The sequence below is a fragment of the Streptomyces sp. NPDC048643 genome, from assembly GCF_040650615.1.
In the GTDB taxonomy this organism is placed as follows: domain Bacteria; phylum Actinomycetota; class Actinomycetes; order Streptomycetales; family Streptomycetaceae; genus Streptomyces.
This window is the reverse complement of the sequence record NZ_JBEZHO010000023.1, coordinates 106,702-128,909: the sequence shown is the minus strand read 5'-3', so window position 1 is coordinate 128,909 and position 22,208 is coordinate 106,702. Positions and strand designations below refer to the sequence as shown.

At 72.3% G+C, this 22,208-nt stretch carries 20 protein-coding genes; 7 read left to right on the top strand and 13 right to left on the bottom strand.

The annotated features are described in order from the left end of the window. The 5 genes from AB0C62_RS23225 to zapE all read right to left on the bottom strand — a co-directional run. Window positions 1-236, bottom strand: a 236-nt coding sequence (locus AB0C62_RS23225) for an SPFH domain-containing protein (protein WP_362975976.1), incomplete at its 3' end; no start/stop codon positions are given. Between the two features lie 178 nt (window positions 237-414). Beyond that, complete coding sequence (locus AB0C62_RS23220) at window positions 415-1,929, bottom strand: SulP family inorganic anion transporter (protein ID WP_362975974.1); 1,515 nt, start codon at window positions 1,927-1,929, stop codon at window positions 415-417. Window positions 1,930-1,937: 8 nt separating this feature from the next. Beyond that, complete coding sequence (locus AB0C62_RS23215) at window positions 1,938-2,516, bottom strand: carbonic anhydrase (RefSeq protein ID WP_362975972.1); 579 nt, start codon at window positions 2,514-2,516, stop codon at window positions 1,938-1,940. 70 nt (window positions 2,517-2,586) lie between these two features. Beyond that, a complete protein-coding gene (locus AB0C62_RS23210) occupies window positions 2,587-2,925 on the bottom strand; it encodes a hypothetical protein (protein WP_362975970.1) in 339 nt (112 codons plus the stop codon). Between the two features lie 157 nt (window positions 2,926-3,082). Beyond that, window positions 3,083-4,189: a cell division protein ZapE gene (gene zapE / locus AB0C62_RS23205; RefSeq protein WP_362975968.1), complete on the bottom strand. Its 1,107-nt coding sequence runs from the start codon at window positions 4,187-4,189 to the stop codon at window positions 3,083-3,085. Between the two features lie 37 nt (window positions 4,190-4,226). On the opposite strand from zapE, the gene AB0C62_RS23200 reads away from it, so the two are divergent. The 4 genes from AB0C62_RS23200 (at window position 4,227) to msrB (ending at window position 7,607) form a co-directional block, all read left to right on the top strand. Continuing rightward, window positions 4,227-5,021, top strand: a complete 795-nt coding sequence (locus AB0C62_RS23200) for a pyrimidine reductase family protein (protein ID WP_362975966.1) — start codon at window positions 4,227-4,229, stop codon at window positions 5,019-5,021. Between the two features lie 132 nt (window positions 5,022-5,153). Continuing rightward, on the top strand, window positions 5,154-5,627 hold the full coding sequence (locus AB0C62_RS23195) for an indole-3-glycerol phosphate synthase (protein ID WP_362975964.1): 474 nt from the start codon (window positions 5,154-5,156) through the stop codon (window positions 5,625-5,627). A gap of 137 nt (window positions 5,628-5,764) precedes the next feature. Beyond that, the gene (gene murC, locus AB0C62_RS23190) at window positions 5,765-7,153 is read left to right on the top strand and encodes a UDP-N-acetylmuramate--L-alanine ligase (RefSeq protein WP_362975962.1); all 1,389 of its coding nucleotides are present in this window, start codon (window positions 5,765-5,767) and stop codon (window positions 7,151-7,153) included. 46 nt (window positions 7,154-7,199) lie between these two features. Continuing rightward, on the top strand, window positions 7,200-7,607 hold the full coding sequence (msrB, locus tag AB0C62_RS23185) for a peptide-methionine (R)-S-oxide reductase MsrB (RefSeq protein ID WP_362975960.1): 408 nt from the start codon (window positions 7,200-7,202) through the stop codon (window positions 7,605-7,607). Between the two features lie 80 nt (window positions 7,608-7,687). Here the strand turns inward: msrB and AB0C62_RS23180 are convergent, their stop codons facing one another. From AB0C62_RS23180 to AB0C62_RS23155, 6 genes are all read right to left on the bottom strand, one after another. After that, on the bottom strand, window positions 7,688-8,287 hold the full coding sequence (locus tag AB0C62_RS23180; protein WP_362975958.1) for a DUF4328 domain-containing protein: 600 nt from the start codon (window positions 8,285-8,287) through the stop codon (window positions 7,688-7,690). Between the two features lie 88 nt (window positions 8,288-8,375). Further along, entirely contained in the window at window positions 8,376-9,431 is a 1,056-nt protein-coding gene (locus tag AB0C62_RS23175; protein ID WP_362975956.1) for a lysylphosphatidylglycerol synthase transmembrane domain-containing protein, read from the bottom strand. Between the two features lie 346 nt (window positions 9,432-9,777). After that, window positions 9,778-11,175 (bottom strand): FAD-dependent monooxygenase, encoded by a 1,398-nt coding sequence (locus AB0C62_RS23170; protein ID WP_362975954.1) that lies wholly within the window; start codon window positions 11,173-11,175, stop codon window positions 9,778-9,780. 367 nt (window positions 11,176-11,542) lie between these two features. Beyond that, on the bottom strand, window positions 11,543-12,769 hold the full coding sequence (locus AB0C62_RS23165; protein WP_362975952.1) for a DUF6545 domain-containing protein: 1,227 nt from the start codon (window positions 12,767-12,769) through the stop codon (window positions 11,543-11,545). A gap of 59 nt (window positions 12,770-12,828) precedes the next feature. Then, complete coding sequence (locus AB0C62_RS23160) at window positions 12,829-14,031, bottom strand: MAB_1171c family putative transporter (protein ID WP_362975950.1); 1,203 nt, start codon at window positions 14,029-14,031, stop codon at window positions 12,829-12,831. Between the two features lie 3 nt (window positions 14,032-14,034). Next, on the bottom strand, window positions 14,035-14,574 hold the full coding sequence (locus AB0C62_RS23155; protein WP_362975948.1) for a toxin-antitoxin system, toxin component: 540 nt from the start codon (window positions 14,572-14,574) through the stop codon (window positions 14,035-14,037). 287 nt (window positions 14,575-14,861) lie between these two features. On the opposite strand from AB0C62_RS23155, the gene AB0C62_RS23150 reads away from it, so the two are divergent. Then, window positions 14,862-16,307 (top strand): DUF3533 domain-containing protein, encoded by a 1,446-nt coding sequence (locus AB0C62_RS23150; protein ID WP_362975946.1) that lies wholly within the window; start codon window positions 14,862-14,864, stop codon window positions 16,305-16,307. A gap of 33 nt (window positions 16,308-16,340) precedes the next feature. On the opposite strand, the gene AB0C62_RS23145 is transcribed toward AB0C62_RS23150, so the two are convergent. Together AB0C62_RS23145 and AB0C62_RS23140 are read right to left on the bottom strand one after the other, a co-directional pair. Next, the gene (locus AB0C62_RS23145) at window positions 16,341-17,210 is read right to left on the bottom strand and encodes a LysR family transcriptional regulator (RefSeq protein ID WP_362975944.1); all 870 of its coding nucleotides are present in this window, start codon (window positions 17,208-17,210) and stop codon (window positions 16,341-16,343) included. 119 nt (window positions 17,211-17,329) lie between these two features. Beyond that, window positions 17,330-18,283 carry a lytic polysaccharide monooxygenase gene (locus AB0C62_RS23140; RefSeq protein ID WP_362975942.1) on the bottom strand — a complete coding sequence of 318 codons (954 nt, stop codon included), beginning with the start codon at window positions 18,281-18,283 and terminating at the stop codon, window positions 17,330-17,332. 215 nt (window positions 18,284-18,498) lie between these two features. On the opposite strand from AB0C62_RS23140, the gene AB0C62_RS23135 reads away from it, so the two are divergent. Both AB0C62_RS23135 and cyc2 read left to right on the top strand, forming a co-directional pair. After that, window positions 18,499-19,695, top strand: a complete 1,197-nt coding sequence (locus tag AB0C62_RS23135) for a damage-control phosphatase ARMT1 family protein (protein ID WP_362975940.1) — start codon at window positions 18,499-18,501, stop codon at window positions 19,693-19,695. A 131-nt stretch (window positions 19,696-19,826) separates the two neighbouring features. Continuing rightward, the gene (gene cyc2, locus AB0C62_RS23130; RefSeq protein ID WP_362975938.1) at window positions 19,827-22,004 is read left to right on the top strand and encodes a germacradienol/geosmin synthase Cyc2; all 2,178 of its coding nucleotides are present in this window, start codon (window positions 19,827-19,829) and stop codon (window positions 22,002-22,004) included. Window positions 22,005-22,208 lie beyond the last annotated feature (204 nt).

The following is a 22,208-nucleotide window of genomic DNA, read 5'->3' as shown; positions in this document are numbered from 1 at the left end:
GTGATGCCCTCCTGGGCCGGGATCGGCAGCGTCACGATCTGGATGTTGACCTTACGGAGCCGGTCCACGAACGGAACGATCATCGTGAAGCCGGGTGAGCGGACCTCGCCCGCGAGCCGGCCGAGACGCAGGATGACCCCGCGCTCGTACTGCTTGACGACCCGGGCGCCGGCCGCGACGTACACCACTCCGGCAGAGCCTGCCACCGCGATCGCCGCGATGATCTCCTCGACCATGACGACCCCCTTTCGAGTCGTCCGGTGTGGGCGGTCCCCTTCCGGGCCGTCCGACATGCCTGACACGTCCAGGTTACGTCGCCGGGTCGGTGTCCCCGCGGGCCGCCCGTCACGCCCCCGGACGGCCCGCGGAGGAGGGATCGGCCGGGCCCGCCGCGGGGCGGGCCCGGCCGGAGGGTCACATGTCCGGGGTGACCCTCACCGGCTCGGTCCCGGCGGCGCTGTGCCGCGTCGACCAGGTCTCCAGCGCCGAGCGGCACGCGTGGTCGAGGTGGTGCAGACCGGAGAGGTTCAGCTCGACGGGACGGTCCTGCGGCAGCGCCTCCAGACTGTCGAGGATCTTGGGCAACCGCAGGAAGGTGGCGTTGCCCGAGAGGTACACCTGGACGGGACCGGAGCCCTTGTCTATGACGTCGAGCCGCACGTGCGAGGCCTCCCACGCCGTCTTGGCCACCGCCAGCGCGAGCCCGATCAGCACGCCCTCGAACATGCTGACGGCGACGATCGACACGGCGGTGACGACGAGGATCAGGGCCTCGCCCCGGTGCTCGCGCCACAGCGACGCGACCTCGCGCAGCGGGATCAGCTTCCAGCCCGCGTGCACCAGGACGCCGGCGAGGGCCGGCAGCGGGATGACACCGAGCGCGGCCGGCAGCAGCGCCGCGAACAGCAGGAGCCAGACGCCGTGCAGCACGCGGGACGCCCTGGTGCGGGCGCCCGCCCGGACGTTCGCCGCGCTGCGGACGATCACGGCGGTCATCGGGAGCGCCCCGAGGAGACCGCACACCGTGTTGCCCGCGCCCTGCGCCATCAGTTCCTTGTCGTACGCGGTCCGCGGGCCGTCGTGCATGCGGTCCACGGCGGCCGCGCTGAACAGCGACTCGGCGGAGGCGATCAGGGTGAACGCGAGGATCGTGCCGAGGAGCCCGGCGGTCGCCGGTCCGCCGAACGCGTCGAGGGGCGGCGGCTGGATCGATCCCAGCAGGCCCTTGACCTCGACCGTGGCGACGGGGAGGTCGAGGAGCGGCACGGCCAGGGTGGCGAGGAGGACGGCTCCGAGCGCCGCCGGAGCCGCGCGCATCCGCCGGGGCAGCCGTGGCCACAGGACGAGGACGGCGACGGTGCCGACGCCGAGGGCGAGCGAGGCCAGCGCGTCCGGGTCCCCGACGGCGTCGGCGAGGGCCCGTGGCAGCCCGGCGATTTTGTCGACGCCGGACGCCGGTGCCTTCAGCCCGGCCATCGCGTAGAGCTGGCCCGCGATCAGGACGAGCCCGATGCCGGCCAGCATCCCCTCGACGACCGAGAGGGAGATCGCCCGGAACCAGCGCCCGAGTTTCAGTGCGCCCATGAGGAGTTGGAGCAGCCCGGTGGCGAGCACGATGACGCCGAGGGCGGCGAGACCGTACTCCCGGACGGCCTCGAAGACCAGCACCGTCAGTCCCGCGGCGGGGCCCGACACCTGGAGGCTGCTGCCGCGCATCAGGCCGGTGACGACACCGCCCACGATGCCGGTGACCAGGCCGAGTTCGGCCGGTACGCCGGAGGCGACCGCGACGCCGACGCAGAGCGGCAGGGCGACCAGGAACACGACGACGGAGGCGGCGAGGTCCTGCCGCAGATGGGGGAACCGCGCCGGGAGGTTCCTGAGGCCGGACCCGCGAGCGGGACCCTCGGTGCTGTGGGGGACGGTCATCGCGCGCCTCACAGCGCTTCGAAGGTGTCGGTGTCCGGGCGGTGTTCGAGCACCGCGCCGGTGTGGACCTCGTAGTACCAGCCGTGCAGCCGCAGCCGGCGGTCCGTCAGGGCCCGTCCCACGCAGGGGTAGGAGCGCAGGCGGAGCAGTTGCGCGAGCACGTGGGACCGGACCGCCCCGGCGACGGCCGGGTCGTCGTCCGGCACGTCCGCCGGCGGCTCGGTCTGGGCCAGCCAGTCGCGGACGGCCGGTACGGCGCTGAGGTCCTCGCCGCGCACCAGGGCGCCGACGGCGCCGCAGTGCGAGTGGCCGCAGACCACGATCTCGCGGACGCCGAGCACGTCCACCGCGTACTCGACGGTGGCCGCCTCGGAGGTGGGACGGCCGGGGACGTAGGGCGGGACGATGCTGCCCGCGGTGCGCAGCTCGAAGAGCTGGCCCGGGCGGGCGCCGGTGATCAGGGCGGGGACGACCCGTGAGTCGGAGCAGGTGACGAACAGCACCTGCGGGGACTGGCCTTGGGCGAGCGAGGCGAAGTCCTCGGGTCGCCGGCCGAAGGAGCGGGCATGGTCGATGAGAGGCTGCATGTCGGATCCTCCTGGCGCGCCGTCAGGGCGCGTCGGCTTGCGGAGCGGGGTGTGGGGGGAGGTGCCCTGCTCAGCAGCGGAAGACCTGAAGTCCCGCGGGGGAGTGCGCGGTCGAGGCTCTGGACGTGCCCGGGTGCGCGGCGCGAAGCGGTGCCGGCCGGCAGTCGGCGGCGGGGTCGCACGCCTGCGGGACGAGGACCGGCGGCCCGGGGTCGGGATCCTCGTCGTGGACGCGCCGCCGGGTTCCCTGGGCCGGTGCCACCTTGTGCGGGTGTTCCGCCTCGGCGCAGGCGACGACCTCACCCCGGTGCGCGGACGCGAACGACTCGGCGGGGGCGAGGGGTTGCAGGCCCAGCAGGACGGCGGCGAGCACCACGAACAGGGTCCGGGCCGTCGTACCTCGGAACATGCGCCCCCTCCCGGCTGCTCACCCACGGCGACGGTCAGCTTCGTTCCGTAGCGTAACGGCCGGAGTTGTTTGCAGGGTTAACTGCGCGTTTCGCCCGTGAAGAGCGCCCGAAAGGGGGCGGGCGGTTGGCGCGAACCCGCTCCCCGCCGGGCGACGCTCAGTCCTTCGGCTTCTCCACGAGGCCCTTCGCGTCGCGGGCCAGCGCCGTGAGCCGGGAGATCGCGCGGAAGTACTTCTTGCGGTAGCCGCCGTTCAGCATCTCCTCGCTGAACAGCCGGTCGAAGGGCTCTCCGGAGGCGAGGACGGGGACCTCGCGGTCGTACAGCCGGTCCGCGAGCACGACGAGACGCAGCGCGGTCGACTGGTCGGGAACGGGCTGGACGTCGGTGAGGCAGACCGCCCCGATCCCGTCGGTCAGGGCGCCGTACCGGCTGGGGTGCACGCGCGCGAGGTGCTCCAGCAGGTGCGGGAAGTCGTCCAGGGACGCGCCCTCGGTGGCGTACGCCGCCTTGGTGACCTGCTCCTCGGAGAACGGCGACGGCGCCTCGGGCAGCCCGCGGTGCCGGTAGTCCTCGCCGTCGATGCGCAGCGGCCGGAAGTGCGCGGACAGGCCCTGGATCTCCCGCAGGAAGTCGGCGGAGGCGAACCGGCCCTCACCGAGCTTGCCCGGAAGGGTGTTCGACGTGGCGGCGAGCGCGACGCCCGCGTCGACCAGCTTGCCGAGCAGGGTCGACACGAGGACGGTGTCGCCCGGATCGTCGAGTTCGAACTCGTCGATGCACAGGAGGCGGTGCCCGGAGAGGGTCTGCACGGTCTTCTGGAAGCCGAGCGCGCCCACCAGGTTCGTCAGCTCGACGAAGGTGCCGAACGCCTTGAGGGAGGGCTCCGCCGGGGTCGCGTGCCACAGGGAGGCGAGCAGGTGGGTCTTGCCGACGCCGTACCCGCCGTCGAGGTAGACGCCGCGCGGGCCGGCCGGGGTCTTCGGGGCCTTGCCGAAACCGAACAGCTTTCGCCGGGGGCCACCCACGGCGTGCGCCCCGCCGAGCCCGGCGGCGAAGGTTTCGAGGACGCCCACCGCCTCGGTCTGGCTGGGCTGGTTCGGGTCCGGGATGTACGTGGCGAAGCGGACCGAGTCGAAGCGCGGTGGCGGCACCATCTCGGCGACGAGCCGGTCGGCGGGCACGTGCGGCTCGCGGGCGCACAGGGACAGGGGGGCCGCTTCGGCTATCGGGTCGATCCCGGAGGCGGTGGTGGAGGACGACACGGTCACCCACTCTATGCGCCGTGCCACACTGCACGTCATGCGACGCCTGTTCCCTGTGACCTACGAAACAGCAGCCCAGGCCTCCGCCGGGGCTCCCGAGGCGGATGTGACGGAGCGCGAGTGGCAGCTCGGGGAACTGGCCGAGGCCTACGCCTACCCCGGGACCGGCGGACCCTGGCTGCGGGCCAACATGGTGTCCACGCTGGACGGCGCCGCCCAGCACGACGGACGCTCCCAGCCCATCTCCAGCCCCACGGACATGCGGGTCTTCGGTGTTCTCAGGGGTCTCGCGGACGTCGTCCTCGCCGGTGCGGAAACGGTACGCCAGGAGGGTTACCGGCCGGCCCGCGCGCGGGAGGCCTTCGCGGCCCTCCGGGAGGCCGCGGGCCAGACCCCCGCCCCCGCCGTCGCGGTGGTCACCGCGGGTCTCGACCTGGACTTCTCGCTGCCGCTCTTCACCTCGCCCCTGGTGCCCACGCTGATCCTCACCGGCGCGGCGGCCCCCTCGGACCGGATCGCGGCGGCCGAGAAGGCGGGCGCCCGCGTGGTGATCGCCGGGGACGGCGCGGGGGTCGACCCGGCCCGTGCCGTACGGGCGCTGGGCGACCTCGGCCACACCCGGCTCCTGACGGAGGGCGGCCCGCGTCTGCTGGGCCAGCTGATCGCGGCCGACGTGCTCGACGAGATGTGCCTGACGCTGTCCCCGATGCTCGCCGCCGGAGACTCCCAGCGCATCGCGGGCGGGCCCCCGGTGCCGCTGCCGCGCCGGTTCGAACTAGTGTCGCTGCTGGAAGAGGCCGGGTTTCTGTACAGCCGATACCGTCGGTCCTGACGTGTAATCGGAATGCCACGTTCCGTTTGTTGTTCGCCGGGCACACTAAATCGCGCAGCCCCCGTGCGGTCACGGGGCAGGATGGTTTTTGCAGGGGGCCGGGACGGCCCACGGACGAGAAGGGCGCCTGTCGTGTTCACAAGCGTATTGATGATCGAGAAGGCCCTGACGTCCGCCGACGTGGAGTTCGTCACCACCTTGCACGGTGACGAGACGGTCGCCTTCCACGTACTGCTCCAGCCCCGGGGCGATCAGGCGGACCGGCTGCTGCGGGCCATCGACGACGTCGCGCTGGGCGAGATCGACGAGGCGGCACGCGAGGGCGAGACCCCGGAGGGCGACGCCGCGGCGACCCAGGGCGAGCGGGCGCTGGAGGTGTCGCTGATCGCCCTGCGGGCGTCCGGCAGCGAGGCCGAGGGGCGGCTGATCGAGGATCACCCGCTCGACGCGCTGAAGGAGCTCGTCGACGAGGTCAAGGCCGACGAGGTCATCGTGCTGACCGACCCGCACTACGTGGAGGAGTTCTTCCACCGCGACTGGGCCTCCAAGGCGCGCCACAAGGTGGGCGTGCCGGTGCTGAAGCTGTTCTCGCACAGCAAGGCGTGAGGTTCGCACCGAACTGAACAGCGGGGGCGGCGTCGGCGTCCCTTGTGGGGCGACGCCGGAAGCACCCCATAGGCTGGGGGCGCGTTCTCCGCGGAGGACGCGCCCACCTTCGTACCGGATCTTGGGGAGAAACACGCATGGCACCCGGCCTTCCTACCGCGATGGACCGACCGCACTTCATCGGCATCGGCGGCGCCGGGATGTCGGGCATCGCGAAGATCCTCGCGCAGCGCGGGGCCCGGGTGGCGGGCAGTGACGCGAAGGACTCCGCCACCGCGGAGGCTCTGCGCGCCCTCGGCGCCACGGTCCACATCGGGCACGCGGCCGACCACCTCGCCGCCGACGCCAGCTGCGTCGTCGTCTCCTCCGCGATCCGCGCGGACAACCCGGAGCTGGCCCGCGCCGCCGAGCTGGACATCCCGGTGGTCCACCGTTCGGACGCCCTCGCCCGCCTGATGGACGGCCTGCGGCCGATCGCGGTCGCCGGCACCCACGGCAAGACGACCACCACGTCGATGCTCGCGGTCTCCCTCTCCTCCCTCGGCCTCTCCCCCTCGTACGCCATCGGCGGCGACCTCGGCGCCCCCGGCTCGAACGCCCTGCACGGCGACGGCGAGATCTTCGTCGCCGAGGCCGACGAGTCCGACCGCAGCTTCCACAAGTACGCCCCCGAGGTCGCGATCGTCCTCAACGTCGAGCTCGACCACCACGCCAACTACGCGTCCATGGACGAGATCTACGAGTCCTTCGAGACCTTCGTGGACCGCGTCACCGAGGGCGGCACGCTGGTGATCTCCGCGGACCACGAGGGCGCCCGCGAGTTGACCCGCCGGGTGAGGGCGGGCGACGTGAACGTGGTGACGTACGGCGACGCCGCCGACGCGGACCTCCGGGTCCTCTCCGTCGTGCCGCGCGGCCTCACCAGCGAGGTGACCGTCCTGCTGGACGGCGCCGAGCTCACCTTCGCCGTCTCCGTGCCTGGCAAGCACTACGCGCACAACGCGGTGGCGGCGCTCGCGGCCGGTGTCGCCCTCGGGATCCCGGCGACCGAGCTGGCCCCCGCGCTCGCCTCCTACACCGGTGTGAAGCGCCGCCTCCAGCTCAAGGGCGAGGCGGCCGGCGTCCAGGTCATCGACTCCTACGCGCACCACCCGACCGAGATGACGGCCGACCTGGAAGCCATGCGCGCCGGCACCTCGGGCCGCATCCTCGTCGTCTTCCAGCCGCACCTCTTCTCCCGCACCCAGGAGCTGGGCAAGGAGATGGGCGAGTCCCTGGCCCTGGCGGACGCCTCCGTGGTCCTCGACATCTACCCGGCCCGCGAGGACCCGATCCCGGGCGTCACCAGCGAGCTGATCCTCCAGGCCGCGCGCGCCGCGGGCGCGGACGTGACGCCGGTCCACGACAAGGCGGACGTGCCGTCCGTCGTCGCGGGAATGGCGAAGCCCGGTGATCTCGTTCTCACCATGGGCGCGGGTGACGTGACGGATCTCGGACCGGAGATCCTCGCCCGTCTGTCCGAGTAGCAGTGGGCTCCCAGCGAGTCTCCCGGAATGTGAGGGGTTGAGCTTCATGTCGTACGACGTCGAAAAGCCGGACGAAGAGTGGCGCGCGGAGCTGACCCCGGCCGAATACGCGGTGCTGCGCCAGGCCGGCACCGAGCCCGCGTTCAGGGGTGAGTACACCGATACCAAGACGAAGGGCGTCTACTCCTGTCGCGCCTGCGGCGCGGAGCTGTTCACCTCGACGGAGAAGTTCGAGTCGCACTGCGGCTGGCCGTCCTTCTACGACCCGAAGGACACCGACGCCGTCGAGCTGATCCAGGACCGCTCCCACGGCATGGTCCGCACCGAGGTCCGCTGCGCCCGCTGCGGATCGCACCTCGGTCACGTCTTCGAGGGCGAGGGCTACGCGACCCCGACGGACCAGCGGTACTGCATCAACAGCATTTCGCTGCGGTTGGCGGCCGAAGAGGGCTGAGTTCCACCCCGGGGCGGCGCCGCCGCCCCGGGGCGGGCACCCGGGGCGGGCCGCACGGCGCGCCCCGGGAATCGCCCGGGTCACCTGTGGCTGAGGGGTGCCGGGGACGGTGGGGCCGGGTGCGGTGTGCCCTGGAGTGTGGTGACGCGTTGGATCAGCCGGATGACGAGGATTCCGGCGGCGATCATGAGGACCTCTCCCAGTAGCAGGAGGGGCAGCGACGTGGGGGCCGCCTGTTGGCCGACCGTGGCGAGCAGCGCGTGGGCGATCCACACCCCCCACCAGACGTTCACCAGGATCTCGTCGCGCCCCGGCCTCCCTCCGGCGCTCGCCCGCAGGACGTCGAGCACGAACCGGCGCGGCAGCACCAGGTTGACGAACGGCACGAACCAGGCGACGACGGGCCAGGCGCCGGTCGCGAGGCCGGCGTCGCCGCTGATGACCTGGGCGTTGTGCCGACTCTGGTCGAACCACACCAGGAACAGGACCACGGCCGCGAGCATCAGATAGCCGAACACCATCGACGTGGTCCCCGAGGTGTCCTGGTTCGCCGCGGTGGGATGCGCGGCCCGAGTCCTGTACGCCGTCGCCCGGAAGACGTCCGCGACGGCCGCGACGGCTATCGCCCCCTGGGCGCAACGGGCGAGGATCCAGGGTGCTGTGACGATGGGTCCGATCACGTGGGCCGACCTGCTTCTCTCGGGCGGCACGCGCCGCGACGGGCGCCGCGGGAGAGCGGCGGATCGGATCATATGGCCGGACCCGTCGTCACAGAACCTTGCGATGGACCAGGGCGGACAGGACGAGGGTGCCGGGGAGCAGCGGCACCCAGACCGTCAGGACGCGGTAGCCGATCACGGTGGCCGTGGACAGGTTCATCGGGGCGCCCAGAGCGACCATCGTGAACACCAGGGCCGCGTCCATCGGGCCGATACCGCCGGGCGCGGGCACGGCGCCCGCGGCCGTACTGGCGACCAGGAGCGCGAACATCACCTGGGCCCACGACAACGGCAGTCCGAGCGAGAAGCCGACCGACGCGATCACGCTCCCCTGGAGCAGCGGAGCCGCGGCGGACCCGCCCCAGAGGGCGAGGACCCGGCTGGGCCGGGTGTGCAGGATCCGTATGTCGGTCAGCGCGGTGCGCAGGAAGTCGAGGGCCGGACGGCGCAGCGGGCGGACGATCGCCGGCAGGGCGAGGACGACGGTGAGCGCGAGCGCCACGCCGCCCGCGGCCGGCAGCAGCGTCCAGCGGTCCGGGGCGAGCCGGCCGAGCCGGAGGGTGTCCTCGGAGGCGATCAGGAACACGATCAGGACCGGCATCTTCGCCAGCGGCTTGACCAGTGAGTAGAGGGCGACCGAGGCGGTGGCCCGGGGCAGCGGGATGCCCTGTCGCCGCAGGAAGCGCAGGGTGACGGCGTGGGCGCCGATGCCGGCCGGCAGGACGTGGTTGGCGGCACCGGCGGCGAACTGCGACGCCAGCAGCAGCCCGGGCGGCAGCCGCTCCGGAAGGGCGCCCTGGCGTACGCACGCGGCGGCCACCCAGCCGAGGGCGGTGAAGAAGACCCCGGCCAGCAGCCACCAGGGATCGGCGGCGCCCAGCCGGACGGCTCCGTCCAGCAGGGCGTGCCGGTCCAGCACGGCCCACGCCCCGATGACCAGGAGCGGCAGCAGGACCATGCTGAGACGGGTGAGGCGTCCGAGGGGCGTGAGGCGGTCGGCGGTGGGGGCGCCGACCGGCGCGGGGACTTCGACGGGCACGGCGGCCGGGCCGGTGGCGGGGGCTGCGGGTGCCGCGGGGAGGCTTTCGAGCGGAAGCAGGGACACGGCGCACGTCGTCCTTCCGCGTCACGCCCGCATGCGGACGGACGGATCCAAGGCGATGCAACGGGGACAGGAGAAACGTTCCCGTGTGGGGTGGCGTCCATGTGTCCGGCAGCGGAAGGGGGGGCGAGCTGGTGGGCGACACGGGAGGGGCGGGGGAGGGTTGTTCGGCTGGGTGACGGGGGCGGGGGGCCCACTGGAGCGGGGGAGGACTTCGTCGCCGGAACGTGTGCGGGCGTGGAGTGCGCGTCGGCGGCCTGTCACCGGCCCGCCGCCGCCCCGGGGCCCTGCGCGCCGTGAACCTTGGTGCTCTCAAGGTCCTTACAGGGCAAGGGAGTTCGTGATCACGTCAGAGTCCGACGGACTTCCGCTCGCCGTCCGTCAGGGGCGGGCCGTCCAGGAGAGGCTTCTTGCGGCCGAGGAACACCCGCCACAGCATGTCGGGGGCGAGGAGCCGGGCGGGTGGCCGCTCCATGCTCATCACGTCCAACAGGGCGCGCAGCGCATGCGGATTACGGGCTCCGGCATCCACGGCGCGGTCGATGAACGCGGCCATGAGGCGCTCGATCCGGGACGGAGCCTCCGCGGTGGCTCCGGGATAGAAGGCGTCCTGGCCGACCGCGAGATCCCAGGCATGCCCCACCGGGCGGGCCGCTCCGCGTTGAACGAGCCGAGCGGTCCTGGCCGAGCCGAGGTCATGTCGGGCCAGCACCTCCTTCATCGCGACCACACTCTGGGCTGCGGCGGTCAGGCCGTGCCCGTACACCGGGTTGTATCCGGCGACGGCGTCCCCGAGCACGGCGAAGCCGGCCGGCCAGCGGTCCAGCTTCTCGAAGTAGCGGCGCTTGTTGGCGGTACTCCGCGTCGTGACGACGTCGGTGACCGGCTCGGCCCGGGTGAGGAGTTCACCGATGACCGGGTGGGCGAGCGACTCGGCGAAGGACACGAACGCGTCGTTGTCCCGGCTCGGCAGGCCGCCCCGGGTGCCCGCCAGGGTGACCAGCCACTGGCCGTTCTCGATGGGGAGGATGATGCCCCCCTTGCCCGGTGGGCGGGTCGGCTCGGCCTGCACGTTGACGATCGGGAAGTCGTCCGGCGCGGAGGCCGGGGGCCGGTAGATCCGGCTGGCGTAGCCCACGCCGGCGTCGACGACGCGCTCACCCACGGCCGGGAGCCCCAGCTCGGTGAGCCACGACGGTGCCCGGCTGCCGCGCCCGCTCGCGTCCACGACCAGGTCCGCGGTCAGTGTGCCGTCGCCCGTCGCGTCCCGTGTCCGGACTCCGGTCACGCGGTCGACGGTGCCCTCCAGGCCCAGGGTCTCGGTCCTCTCCCGCACGGTGATGCCGGGCCGCCTCACGACCTCGGCCCGGATCGTCGCGTCGAGCAGGTCGCGCGAGCACACGATGTTCACGTGGTGGGCGTGCTCGAAGCGGCGGAACCACTGTCCGGACGGCGCCTTGCTCACCATGCCGGACATGATCGGCACGCGCCGCGCCCCGCGTTCCAGCAGCCGCTCCGTGATGCCTGGCAGAAGCTGCTCGAGCGCCCTGACTCCGCCGGACCACAGCACATGGGCGTGCCGGGCCTGCGGCAACCCCCTGCGAGGGGAGGCCTGTTCGGGCAGAGTGTCCGTCTCGACGACCGTGACGTCCCCGGAGCCGGCGAGTACGGAGGCCGCGAGCATGCCGGTCATACCCCCACCGACCACCACGGCGGTGGGCCGGTGACCGGACCTTCTTTCAGACATCGGCGGAAGCACCCTCTCTGGCGGCCGTGCGGCCGCGGTCGTTCCGGGCAGTCGGTGTACGGAGACGAACCCGGCCCTCGCACTCCGTCGTGCGCCCCCGGCCCCGTGTTCGTCGGCTTGCGCCTCGTCCGGCCCGACACGTTCATGATCGGGCCTGAGAGGTGACGCGCGCACCGGAACGGCCACCGGAGAAACGGACTTGGGTCCGCTAGCCGGTGCGGCAATCGAACATTACGTGAGGAATCGATTCGGCACGGGGTGGTCGGCCTTCTCCGTCACGTGCGAAGCGGCTCCTCGGCGGCTGGAGCTTCGCGGCCCCCAGCGCCCGGCGACGGGGACCCGGCCTCCGGCCGGTCCGACGGACGCGTCAGTTCCGGCGAGAGTCGTGCAGGGCGGCCCGGCGACGGGCCGCGGCGACGACGGGCGAGGATTTCAGCGCCTGGGCGAGGCCGACTCGCAGATGCGGCTTCTCCATGCTGTCCAGCAACCCCGTCCGGTCGGCCTCGCACGGCTCGTGACGTCCGGCCATCCGGACGCGGGCGGCAGCGAGCATCGCCGCCTCGGCGACCACCGTCGCGTGTTCCTGTGGCGTCAGGCGCACGGTCGTTCCCGGAACGGCCCGGGGAGGTGAGTCCGGCCCGGGCTGTCCGAGCATCTCCGCGTACGCGGTGTCCCGCACCTCCGGATCCAGATAGGGCCCGCAGGCGAGGACGCCGTCCAGTATCGCGATCTCCTGCTGCGTCAGCCGGACCACGGGAGGCGTCCACCACGGGATGCCCGCGCCGGCCGGAGCCGGCAGGCCGCGCACCTCCGCCCAGAGCGGCCTCAGCATCCGACAACGGCGCCGGGCGCGGAGTGTGTCCGCGATGGAGGGGCCGAGCCGTGGCAGGGCGAATCCCGTCGCGACGAAGATGCCGGCGGTCGCCACCAGCGGGGGCGACACGTCGGTGCTGAGGAAGTCCCAGTCCCGCCCGCTCCAACGCGCCGCCATGGCCGTGTACTTGGCGACCTGGAACGACAGGTCGAAGCAGGCGCCGATCACGACCAGGACGAGGCCGGTCCGTGTGATGCCGGTGACCACACGGACCCAGCTGAGGCACATGCCCGTCAGGAGCAGGCTCGCGACGGAGTGGAACGCCAGGTACAGAAGGATCATCTCGCGCATGTACGGGGTGCCGGCGTAGTACGTGTCCAGGTCCCGGGTGCGCTCGACGGGCACGTCCGCGAGCGCGAACAGGACCACGATCCCGAGGACGACCGCCGTGCAGAACGAGGCGATCAGCAGGATGCGCCGGTCGAGTCGGCGGCGCGATCCGCCCCGCCAGGCGGTCATCAGGACGAGATATCCGCCGCTGAGCGCCGTCATGCCGCAGTACACCAGCGGGGCCGAGAAGTTGCAGATCCCCGTGGCGGCGTTGACGACGGTGATCGTCGGGGGCGCGGACAGGACGCACACCAGCGCGCCGATCAGCAGGATGGCGTTGCTGGACGCGATCAGTGGATCCCGCCACGTGTCCTTCAGGGAGCGGGCCTTGAGCGCGAGCACGACGGTCAGAGCGACACCGGGAACGTAGAAGACAACTCCGCTGTCCACCGTTCACAGGCCTCTGGTGCGCAGGCCCGGCCGTCGTCGGCGGTGGGGCACGGTCAGCGTCATGTGCGGGACCTCTCGCCGTCCTGGACGGTGGTGGGGGACGGCGCCTTCGCGTCCGGGAGGACCTCCGCGACGCCGGGGAAGGTGCGCAGCGCGCGGGACAGGCCCGGCAGATCGGCGCGCAGGGCGGCGACGGAGGCGTCCGTGGTCGCGAGGGGCGGCGCGGCGCGGCCGTCGCGCGTGGCGCGTACGGCGGCGCGGACCATCGCGGCGTCGCCCGCGAGCGAGGCCTCGTCAGGAGCTGCTCCGGCAGCCGTGGCCGCAGTCCGGGCACGGTTGCGCACCGTGTCGTCGAGGTGCGGCCGGATCAGGCTCAGGCCGTCCTGGATGCCCGCCTCCCGACGGGTGAGGCGGACGTGGGGAGAGGCGTACCAGGCGACCGGACCCGTGAGTTCCACGCCGGGGGCGGCACTGCTGAGTTCCCGCCACAGGCTGCCGAGCCGCCGGCAGGCGCCGAACGCCCGGAGAGAGGCGGCGGCCCGGGGGCCGATCAGGGGCAGCAGGAACCCCACGGTGGCGCAGGGCGCGGCCACCGCCGAGACGAGCGGGGAGAAGGTGGTGCTGAGGGAGTCCCAGTTGCCGCCGGTCCAACGGGCGCTCACCGCAGCCAGTTTGAGGGAACTGAACGACAGGTTCAGCAGCCACCCTGCGCACAGCAGGACCAGACCGGCCCGCAGCCAGCCATGCACCTGGAGGGCCCAGCGCCAGCACAGCGAGGTGGTGACGACCGCCGCGGTCATGTGGGCGAGCAGGTAGAGCACGATCATCTCGGCGATGAACGGCTCCGAGGCGTAGTGGGTGTCGAAGTCGGTGCGACGTTCCACCGGTGCGTCACCGAGCGCGAACAGGACGGTCAGAGCGGCGATGATCAGCAGGTAGGCGATCCGCCAGCGGCGCGAGACCCGCCGCACGTATGCGGGGGGCCCGCCCCGCCAGTGCACGATGAGCAGCAGGCACGACGCGCTGAACGCGGAGATGATGACGTAGACGAGCAGGGACGACGCGTTCGGGACCCCGCTGATGCCGTTCACCGCGGCGATGGTCGGTGGCGCGGCGAAGACGAAGCCGGCGCCCCCGAGCGCGATCACCAGGCCGACCGACCGGACCAACGGGTCCCGCCAGTCCCTCAGCAGACCAGGAAGCCGCACGGCGAGACAGGCCCACAGTGCGATCGCCGGTATGTAGTAGTCCGAGGATTCCATGGCTCAGACCTGCCGACGACGGCTTCCCAGCGAGGCGCCGATCCGTCCGGCGATCTCACCGAGATCCGCGGACATGCCGTCGTCCTCGCCCTCCAGCCACATCCGGAACCGGGTGACCGCGAGAAGACCGAACCGCTCCGCGTCCGCCTCCTCGGCCCGGCTGAAGTCCGAGCGCGCGGCCACCCTCCGGACGGTCTCCTCCAATTGGGGGAGGTCCGGACGGGTCGAGAGCATGCGGGCCGCGACGGGACGGCCGACTACGTGGCTGGCGCAGGTACCCGTCTCCAGGTGCCACACCTCGTGGAAGAAGATCGCCAACTGGTGCAGCGGCGTGGCCCGTTGCTCCACCACGACGAGGTCCCGGTCGGGCAGGTCCAGCCACAGGCCGCTGGCGGTCCCGTACGGGAACCGCTCCTTGACCAGCTCCAGTTCACGCCCGGTTCCCTTGCCCACGGCCCGGATCAGCTCTCCGAACAGGGCGTCCGGAGTGGTGGGCACCGGCAGCCGGACCTCGTCGACCAACGTGTCGACGAGGCGCCGCATGACCTTTCCTTTGCGCACGCTTCTCCCCAAGAACGTGAGGTACGGGAACACCGCGGAAGTGGGACCACATCCGCGCCCCGTTCGTCCCCGCCGCGGACCGTCGCGCCATCCGGTGTGGGCCGTGTCCGAGTGCCCGTCAGGTTATCGCGGCCGTCAACCGGTCGGTCGGCGCGTCGGCGTCCGTGACGCCCGGGGACAACCGATCCTGGCCTGACCTGCGGCCCCGGACCCCCGGCCGGGCCGCGCGCCCCCGACGGTCCCGCGCCGCCCGGAACCTATGGAGAAGCATGGACGCCGACAGCAAGCACCCGAAGGACGACGGCAGCGGTGACCCCGTCGGTGATCCCGTCGGGGACGCGACCGGTGATGCCCTCCTCAGTGGCGGTGGCGGCGGCAGCGGTGATGTCGGCGGTGGCGGGCCGGGTGCCGGAGGGGGGCCGGGCGGGTCCGGGGGCGGGGCCCGGGCCGGCGCGTTGCTGTTGCGGCCGAAGCTGTGGATCTTCCCCACCGTGCTGACGGCACTGCTCGCCCTGCTGCTGTCGCTGCTCTACATGGGCGGCATCGTCGACCCGGAGCGGAACCTGCACGACCTGCCGATCGGGCTCGTCAACGCGGACCTGGGCAAGCCGCTCCCCGGGCAGCGCCAGAACGTCGGCACCCAGGTCACCACCGCCATCGTCTCCGACGGTACGTCCGACACCGTCGAGTGGCGCCGGCTGACCCCCGCCGAGGCGCAGGACGAGCTCGCCTCCGGGAAGATCTACGGCGCCCTGGAGGTCCCCACGAACTTCACCGACTCCCTCGCGGCCCTCACGACGGCGAACGCCACGGCACGGCCCACCCTGACGGTGCTGACCAACCCCGGTATGGGCAGCCTCGGTTCCTCCCTCGCGAGCCGCATCACCACCGCCGCCGCGCAGCAGGCCTCCGCCACCATCGGCAAACAGCTGACGGCGTCCCCCGCGACCGCGAAGGCGGACCCCACCACACGCCTGCTCCTCGCCGAACCCGTCCAGGTCGTCACCCGGGTCGGACACCCCATCGGCCGGCACAGCGGACTCGGACTGAGCGCCTTCTACTACACCCTGCTCCTGGTGCTCGCCGGGTTCCTCGGCGCCAACCTCATCAGCACCGGCGTCGACACGGCCCTCGGCTACGCCGACAGTGAGATCGGCCCCTGGCACACCCGCCGGCCCACCGTGCCGATCAACCGCACCCAGACGCTGCTCCTGAAGATGGCCATGACCGCAGGGATCACCCTGCTGACGGTCTCCCTGGTCATGCTGGCCACCGTCGCGATCCTCGGCATGGACGCCACCCACCTGCCGCTGCTGTGGATCTACTCCTACTGCGCGAGTCTCGCCGTCGGTCTGGGTGTGCAGGCCATCAACGCGGCGTTCGGCGGCATCGGGCAGCTCGTGTCCATGTTCGTCTTCATCGTGCTGGGGCTGCCCTCCTCGGGAGCCACCGTGCCGCTGCAGGCCGTCCCCGGCTTCTACCGCTTCCTCTCGATCTTCGAGCCCATGCGTCAGCTCAGCGACGGGGTGCGGGCCATCCTCTTCTTCGACGCGCGGGCCGACGCGGGCCTCGACCGCGCCTGGCTCATGATCGGCGTCGGCACCGCGGTCGGCCTCCTCTTCGGCTTCGCGATGACCCGCTACTACGACCGCAAGGGGCTGCACCGTATGACCCCGCAGCCCGTCCCGCCCGTCCAGCCGGTCGAGTCCGCCTGAACGGTCGTACGGGGCAGGCCATCTGATGGAGTTTCAGGTCATGTGCCGCAGCAGTGCGGCGACCACCGGCGGGGTCTCGCCGCGGGGGCGGACCACCATGACCTTCCAGTGCGGCGCGTGCCGGTCGAAGCTGTGGGTGACGAGGTCGGGGAACCGCGCGGCGATCGACGCGGGCATGACGCAGACGCCGAGGTCGTTGCGGACGAGTTCGGCCGCGGCGACGATGTCGTTGACCTCGAAGGTCGTCTCCCGTTCCACCGCGGCCGCGCGGAACGCCCGGTCCACGGAGAGGCGGATCGCCCAGCCCGGCACGAAGTCCACGAGGGGCAGCCGGGCCGTCTCGGCGAGCGTGACCGTGCCGTCGGGACCGGACACGGAGAGTGCCCGCCGCGGGGCGGACACCAGCACCATCTCCTCGTGGGAGAGCAGCCGGGTCACCAGACCGCGCTGCTGCTGCCGGTCGAGCGCGACCACCGCCAGGTCGACCGTGCCGTCGCGCAGCGCCTGCCGGATGTCGGCGACCGCCGCCTGCCGCAGCCGCACCACGACGCCCGGATGCTCGGCGCGCAGCGCGGCCAGCGGCTTGTGGAGGTCGGCCCAGACGCCCTGCATCGTGCCGACGGTGAGCTTCCCGCGCAGCTGTCCCCGCGCCAGGTCGACGGCCGCCCGCGCCTGATCGGCAGCCCGTAGCGCCAGGCGCGCCGCGGGGACGAACGCCTCACCCGCCGGCGTCAGCGACACCCGGTGGGTGGTGCGGTCGAACAGCGGTGTGCCCAGCTCCCGTTCCAGTGCGCGGACCGTGCTCGACACGGCGGACTGCACCACGTGCAGCCGCTGGGCGGCCGCGGTGAATCCGCCCTCCTCGGCGACCGCGACGACGACCTCCATCTGTCGCAGATCCATCTCCACTCCCGAAGCAGCCCGTCACCGGCCCTGGCCGGTCCATCTCCGAACGAGATGACGTCCTGTGTCGATGGTCGCAGGTGGTGATGGTTCGCGGTGGTGGCGACGGGCGTACGGGGTCAGCGGCGGCGGCGCAGGGTGACGGCGACTCCGCCGGTGAGCAGCAGCGCCGCCGCGGCTCCGGCGGCCAGGGGGAGGGTGGCGCTGCCGCCGCCGGACGTGCTGTCGGCGGCCGGCGTCAGGTGATCGGTGTCCGCCGACTCGGTGGGCGACGTGGTCACCAGGGAGGGCGAGTCGGACGGCGAGGGCTTCGACGTCCGGCCGGGCGTCGAAGCCACCGACGGCGACGACGTGTGGGTGTGCGTGCTCCGGCCGCCGGCCGAGGTGCCCGCCTTCCCGGCCGCCGCGCTCCGGGTCGGTGTGGACGCCGTGCGAGCTCCGGAGAGCACCACGTCCGAGCAGGAGTAGTACGTGTCCGTCGTGCTGGTGTTCTGCCAGATGGTGAACAGCATCTGGCGGCCGGTGCGGTCGGACGGCAGCTTCGCCCTGACGCGGTACGCGCCGTCGACGAGCGCCGGGTCGGTGGCCGTCGCGAACGGCTGCGTCGGCAGGTCCGACCACCTCAGGGGGCGCGTCGGGTCGTAACCCGGCTTCGTCAGAAAGAGCTTGAAGGTGCCCGTGTGCGGGATCGTCGAGCTGTAGGCGAGCGTGAAGGACGCGCCGGGCGTCAGGCGTGTGGACGGGAAGTCGGCGCGGGCCAGATCGAGCCCCTTGTAGGCGGGCAGGCCGCCGCTGCACAGCTTGCCGTCCGGAATCACCGAGCGGTCGCGGCCGTTCACGCCGGCCACCCGCAGGTTGTCCCACGCGGTGAAGGGCGCGCCGTTCGCGGCGATCGCGGCCCGGCAGGCGTTCGTCCGGTTCAGGCCGCCGCCCTCGGGTGAGCACGCGTACACCCTGCTGACCGGTGACGTCGGGGCGCCGTGCGCCGACGCGGGGCCCGCGGCCAACGTCGTGAGGAGCAGCGGGGCCGCCAGGGCGACAGCGGCCGCGGTGGCGGTGCGGTAGGCGGTCATCCGGAGGTCTCCTCGGTGCGTCGGCGAAGCGGCGTGCCACCGCGGGGGACCGGACGGTCCCCCGCGCGGGGCACCGTGAAGTACGGGGCCACCGTGCCCTGTGTTCAGGCCGGGGGCGGCCGCCTGCCGGCCGGCGCCGGACCCTCCGGGGGAGCGGCGTCCGGCGCGCGCCCGCGTCCGCGGGCCGCTCCCGCCCGGCCGGTACGGTGAACGGCATGCCCGAACCCCACGCCACCGCCCCGTCCGCCGCCGCCCCCGACGACGCTCCGGTGGTCGTCTCCTCGGTGCGCGGCTCGTTCCCCTGGAGCGTGCTGGCCGAACGGCATCCGGCACTCCTGCGGAAGGTGGAGGACGCCTTTCCGTACGGACCCGATCAGCGCCGGGCACTCGCCGGCCTGCTCACGAACAGCTCCGAGGGCGTGATCGAACCGCTCCCGACGTCGGCGGCGGACCGTGCCCAGTGGGACGCCTGGGGCGGCCGGGCGTACTACGGCCGGTCCTGGTTCGACGTGCCCTTCCTCTGGTCCGAGAGCTACTTCTACCGCCAACTCCTCGAAGCGGTGGACTACTTCACCCCGGGGCCCTGGCAGGGCATCGACCCCTTCCGGCCGTTCAAGCTCGCCGAGCTGGAGAGTACTGAGGCGGACGAGGAACTCGCCGCGCTCGACGACCTCGCGCACCGCCCGGTCGAGGAGCAGGAGGAGGCCCTCCTGCACGGTTCGCTGTGGGGCAACCGGGCCGACCTCGGATTCCGGCTGCAGGCAGCCGGGGGCGAGTCCACGGCCGACTCCCAACTCGTCGCGAACGACGGGGAGACGCTGCGCTCCCTCTTCACCGGAGGCACCCTCTGCCTGGTCGCGGACAACGCCGGCCGGGAACTCCTCCCCGACCTGCTCCTCATCGACCACCTGCTCCGCCACGGCCGCGCCCGACAGGCGGTCCTGCACCTGAAGCCGTACCCGTACTACGTCTCCGACGCCACCACCGCCGACGCCCTCGACGCCCTGCGCCGGCTCACCTCGGCCGACGGAGCGGCGGGTGAGGCCGGGCAGCGACTCTGGGCGGCCCTCGCCGACGGCCGGCTGACCCTCCGCGCGCACCCCTTCGCCTGCGCCCCGCTCCCGTACGCCGACCTGCCCGAGGACCTCCGCCAGGAGTTCGCGGCTGCAGACGTCACCCTCCTGAAGGGCGACCTCAACTACCGTCGCCTCATCGGCGACCGCCTCCACCCGGCCACCACCCCGTTCGCGGAGGCCACCGCGTACTTCCCCGGGCCGGTGGCGGCGCTGCGCACCCTCAAGTCCGACGTCGTCGTCGGACTCGCCCCCGCCACCGAGGCCGCCCTGGACGCCGCCGAGGACGGCCGCTGGCGCACCGGAGGCACCCACGCGCTGATCCAGGCGCGACGCTAGGACGGGGACCGGCCGGGTCCGCCGGACCGGAAACCGTGCCGCCGTGCGCGGCTTTCGCACCGATTCACGCGATGGTGTGATCATGTCCGGGCCCGCGGATGTCCGCGCGAGGCCGTGGGTAGGGCCCGGCCATGACGCAGCCGTTCGAACTCCCGCACTTCTACATGCCGTACACCGCCCGGTTGAACCCGCATCTGGACGAGGCGCGGGCCCACACCGTCGACTGGGCCCGAGGAATGGGCATGCTGGAAGGCTCCGGCATCTGGGAGCAGTCCGACCTCGACGCCCACGACTACGGCCTGTTGTGCGCGTACACCCACCCCGACTGCGACGGACCGGCCCTCTCTCTCATCACCGACTGGTACGTGTGGGTGTTCTTCTTCGACGACCACTTCCTGGAGACCTTCAAGCGCACCCAGGACCGCGAGGGCGGCAAGGCCTACCTCGACCGGTTGCCGCTGTTCATGCCTCACGACCTGTCGACTCCCGTACCGGAGCCGGAGAACCCGGTCGAGGCGGGCCTCGCCGACCTGTGGGCGCGCACCGTGCCCGCGATGACGGAGGACTGGCGCAGGCGGTTCGCCGTCTCCACCGAACACCTGCTGAACGAGTCGATGTGGGAGCTGTCCAACATCAACGAAGGGCGGGTCTCCAACCCCGTCGAGTACATCGAGATGCGCCGCAAGGTCGGCGGCGCGCCCTGGTCGGCCGGTCTCGTCGAGTACGCCACCGCCGAAGTCCCGGCGTCCGTGGCCGAGTCCAGGCCGCTGCGCGTCCTGATGGAGACGTTCTCGGACGGCGTCCATCTGCGCAACGACCTCTTCTCCTACCAGCGCGAGGTGGAGGACGAGGGTGAACTGAGCAACGGGGTCCTGGTCCTGGAGACGTTCTTCGGCTGCACGACCCAGGAGGCCGCCGAGACCGTCAACGACATCCTCACCTCGCGGCTGCACCAGTTCGAGCACACGGCCCTCACCGAAGTGCCCGCGCTGGCACTGGAGAAGGGGCTCACCCCGCCGGAGGTCGGCGCGGTCGCCGCGTACACGCAGGGACTCGTGGACTGGCAGTCCGGCGGCCACGAATGGCACATGCGCTCCAGCCGCTACATGAACCAGGGCGCCACGGACGAGCCGCGGCCCTTCGCCATGGCCGGCTTCGGCACGTCCGCCGCGGACATCGGCGGTCTGCTCTCCGCGGCCGGCGCCGAGCGGATGCGCGCGTACACCCACGTCCCGTTCCAGAAGGTCGGTCCCTCTCAACTCCCCGACTTCCACATGCCGTTCGAGGTCACGCTCAGTCCGCACCTCGCCGGGGCCCGCGAGCGGCTCACCGGCTGGATGCACGGCACGGGCATGCTCCAGGAGGGCGTCTGGGACGAGGACAAACTCATCGCCTACGACCTGCCGCTCTGCGCGGCCGGCATCCATCCCGACGCCACCCCCGAGGCGCTCGACCTCAGTTCGCAGTGGCTGGCCTGGGGCACGTACGGCGACGACTACTACCCGCTGCTGTTCGGCAACCGCCGCGACCTGGCCGCCGCCAAGCTGACCACCGCACGTCTGTCGGCCTGCATGCCCATCGACGGCGAGGAGGTCCCCGTACCGGTCAACGCGATGGAGCGCGGACTGATCGACCTGTGGCGGCGCACCACCGCGGAGATGCCCCCGGAGGCGCGCCGGACCGTGCGCGCGTCGGTGGACGTGATGACCGAGAGCTGGCTGTGGGAGCTGTCCAACCAGATCCAGAACCGCATCCCGGACCCCATCGACTATCTGGAGATGCGCCGGGCCACCTTCGGCTCCGACCTGACCATGGGCCTGTGCCGTCTCGGCCACGGACCCGCCGTCCCGCCGGAGGTGTACCGCAGCGGCCCCGTCCGCTCGCTGGAGAACGCCGCCATGGACTACGCCATGCTCCTGAACGACGTGTTCTCGTACCAGAAGGAGATCGAGTACGAGGGGGAGGTCCACAACGGCATCCTCGTCGTGCAGAACTTCTTCGGCTGCGACTACCCGACCGCGCTCGGCATCATCCACGACCTGATGACCCAGCGGATGGAGCAGTTCCAGCACGTCGCGGCCCACGAGTTCCCCATCCTGTTCGAGGACTTCAAGCTCTCGGAGGAGGTACGCGGGATCATGCAGGGCTATGTCGTCGAGCTGCAGAACTGGCTGGCCGGCATCCTGAAGTGGCACCAGGACTGCCGCCGCTACGGCGCTGCGGACCTGGCCCGGCGCGCTCACGGGTTCGTGCCCGACCAGACACCCGGGCTGCCGTTCGCCTGGCGGGCCGAGCCCGCCGCCCTCTGAACGCCCCGCGACCCGCGGTGAGTCCGCGGTGACCGACCGCGTCCGGCGGTGCGGGGGTCCGGTTCGAACGGACCACCCGCACCGCCCTCCGTCATGCCCCGCGCCGGTTCGCCGTACCAGCGGTCTGGAGGAGGACTTCTCGAACGGGGGCGCCAGTCTCACTCGTTAGGGAACCATCGCGCGCCGGAGCGTGGGGTAGGGCAG

Bases quoted from the DNA above. Each gene is read 5' to 3' on its own strand.
- AB0C62_RS23150 (WP_362975946.1), top strand. From the start codon at position 14,862: ATGGACGCCGACAGCAAGCACCCGAAGGACGACGGCAGCGGTGACCCC.
- AB0C62_RS23220 (WP_362975974.1), bottom strand. From the start codon at position 1,929: ATGACCGTCCCCCACAGCACCGAGGGTCCCGCTCGCGGGTCCGGCCTC.
- AB0C62_RS23210 (WP_362975970.1), bottom strand. From the start codon at position 2,925: ATGTTCCGAGGTACGACGGCCCGGACCCTGTTCGTGGTGCTCGCCGCC.
- AB0C62_RS23200 (WP_362975966.1), top strand. From the start codon at position 4,227: ATGCGACGCCTGTTCCCTGTGACCTACGAAACAGCAGCCCAGGCCTCC.
- cyc2 (WP_362975938.1), top strand. From the start codon at position 19,827: ATGACGCAGCCGTTCGAACTCCCGCACTTCTACATGCCGTACACCGCC.
- msrB (WP_362975960.1), top strand. From the start codon at position 7,200: ATGTCGTACGACGTCGAAAAGCCGGACGAAGAGTGGCGCGCGGAGCTG.
- AB0C62_RS23140 (WP_362975942.1), bottom strand. From the start codon at position 18,283: ATGACCGCCTACCGCACCGCCACCGCGGCCGCTGTCGCCCTGGCGGCC.
- AB0C62_RS23135 (WP_362975940.1), top strand. From the start codon at position 18,499: ATGCCCGAACCCCACGCCACCGCCCCGTCCGCCGCCGCCCCCGACGAC.
- AB0C62_RS23160 (WP_362975950.1), bottom strand. From the start codon at position 14,031: ATGGAATCCTCGGACTACTACATACCGGCGATCGCACTGTGGGCCTGT.
- AB0C62_RS23155 (WP_362975948.1), bottom strand. From the start codon at position 14,574: ATGCGGCGCCTCGTCGACACGTTGGTCGACGAGGTCCGGCTGCCGGTG.
- murC (WP_362975962.1), top strand. From the start codon at position 5,765: ATGGCACCCGGCCTTCCTACCGCGATGGACCGACCGCACTTCATCGGC.
- AB0C62_RS23215 (WP_362975972.1), bottom strand. From the start codon at position 2,516: ATGCAGCCTCTCATCGACCATGCCCGCTCCTTCGGCCGGCGACCCGAG.
- AB0C62_RS23170 (WP_362975954.1), bottom strand. From the start codon at position 11,175: ATGTCTGAAAGAAGGTCCGGTCACCGGCCCACCGCCGTGGTGGTCGGT.
- AB0C62_RS23145 (WP_362975944.1), bottom strand. From the start codon at position 17,210: ATGGATCTGCGACAGATGGAGGTCGTCGTCGCGGTCGCCGAGGAGGGC.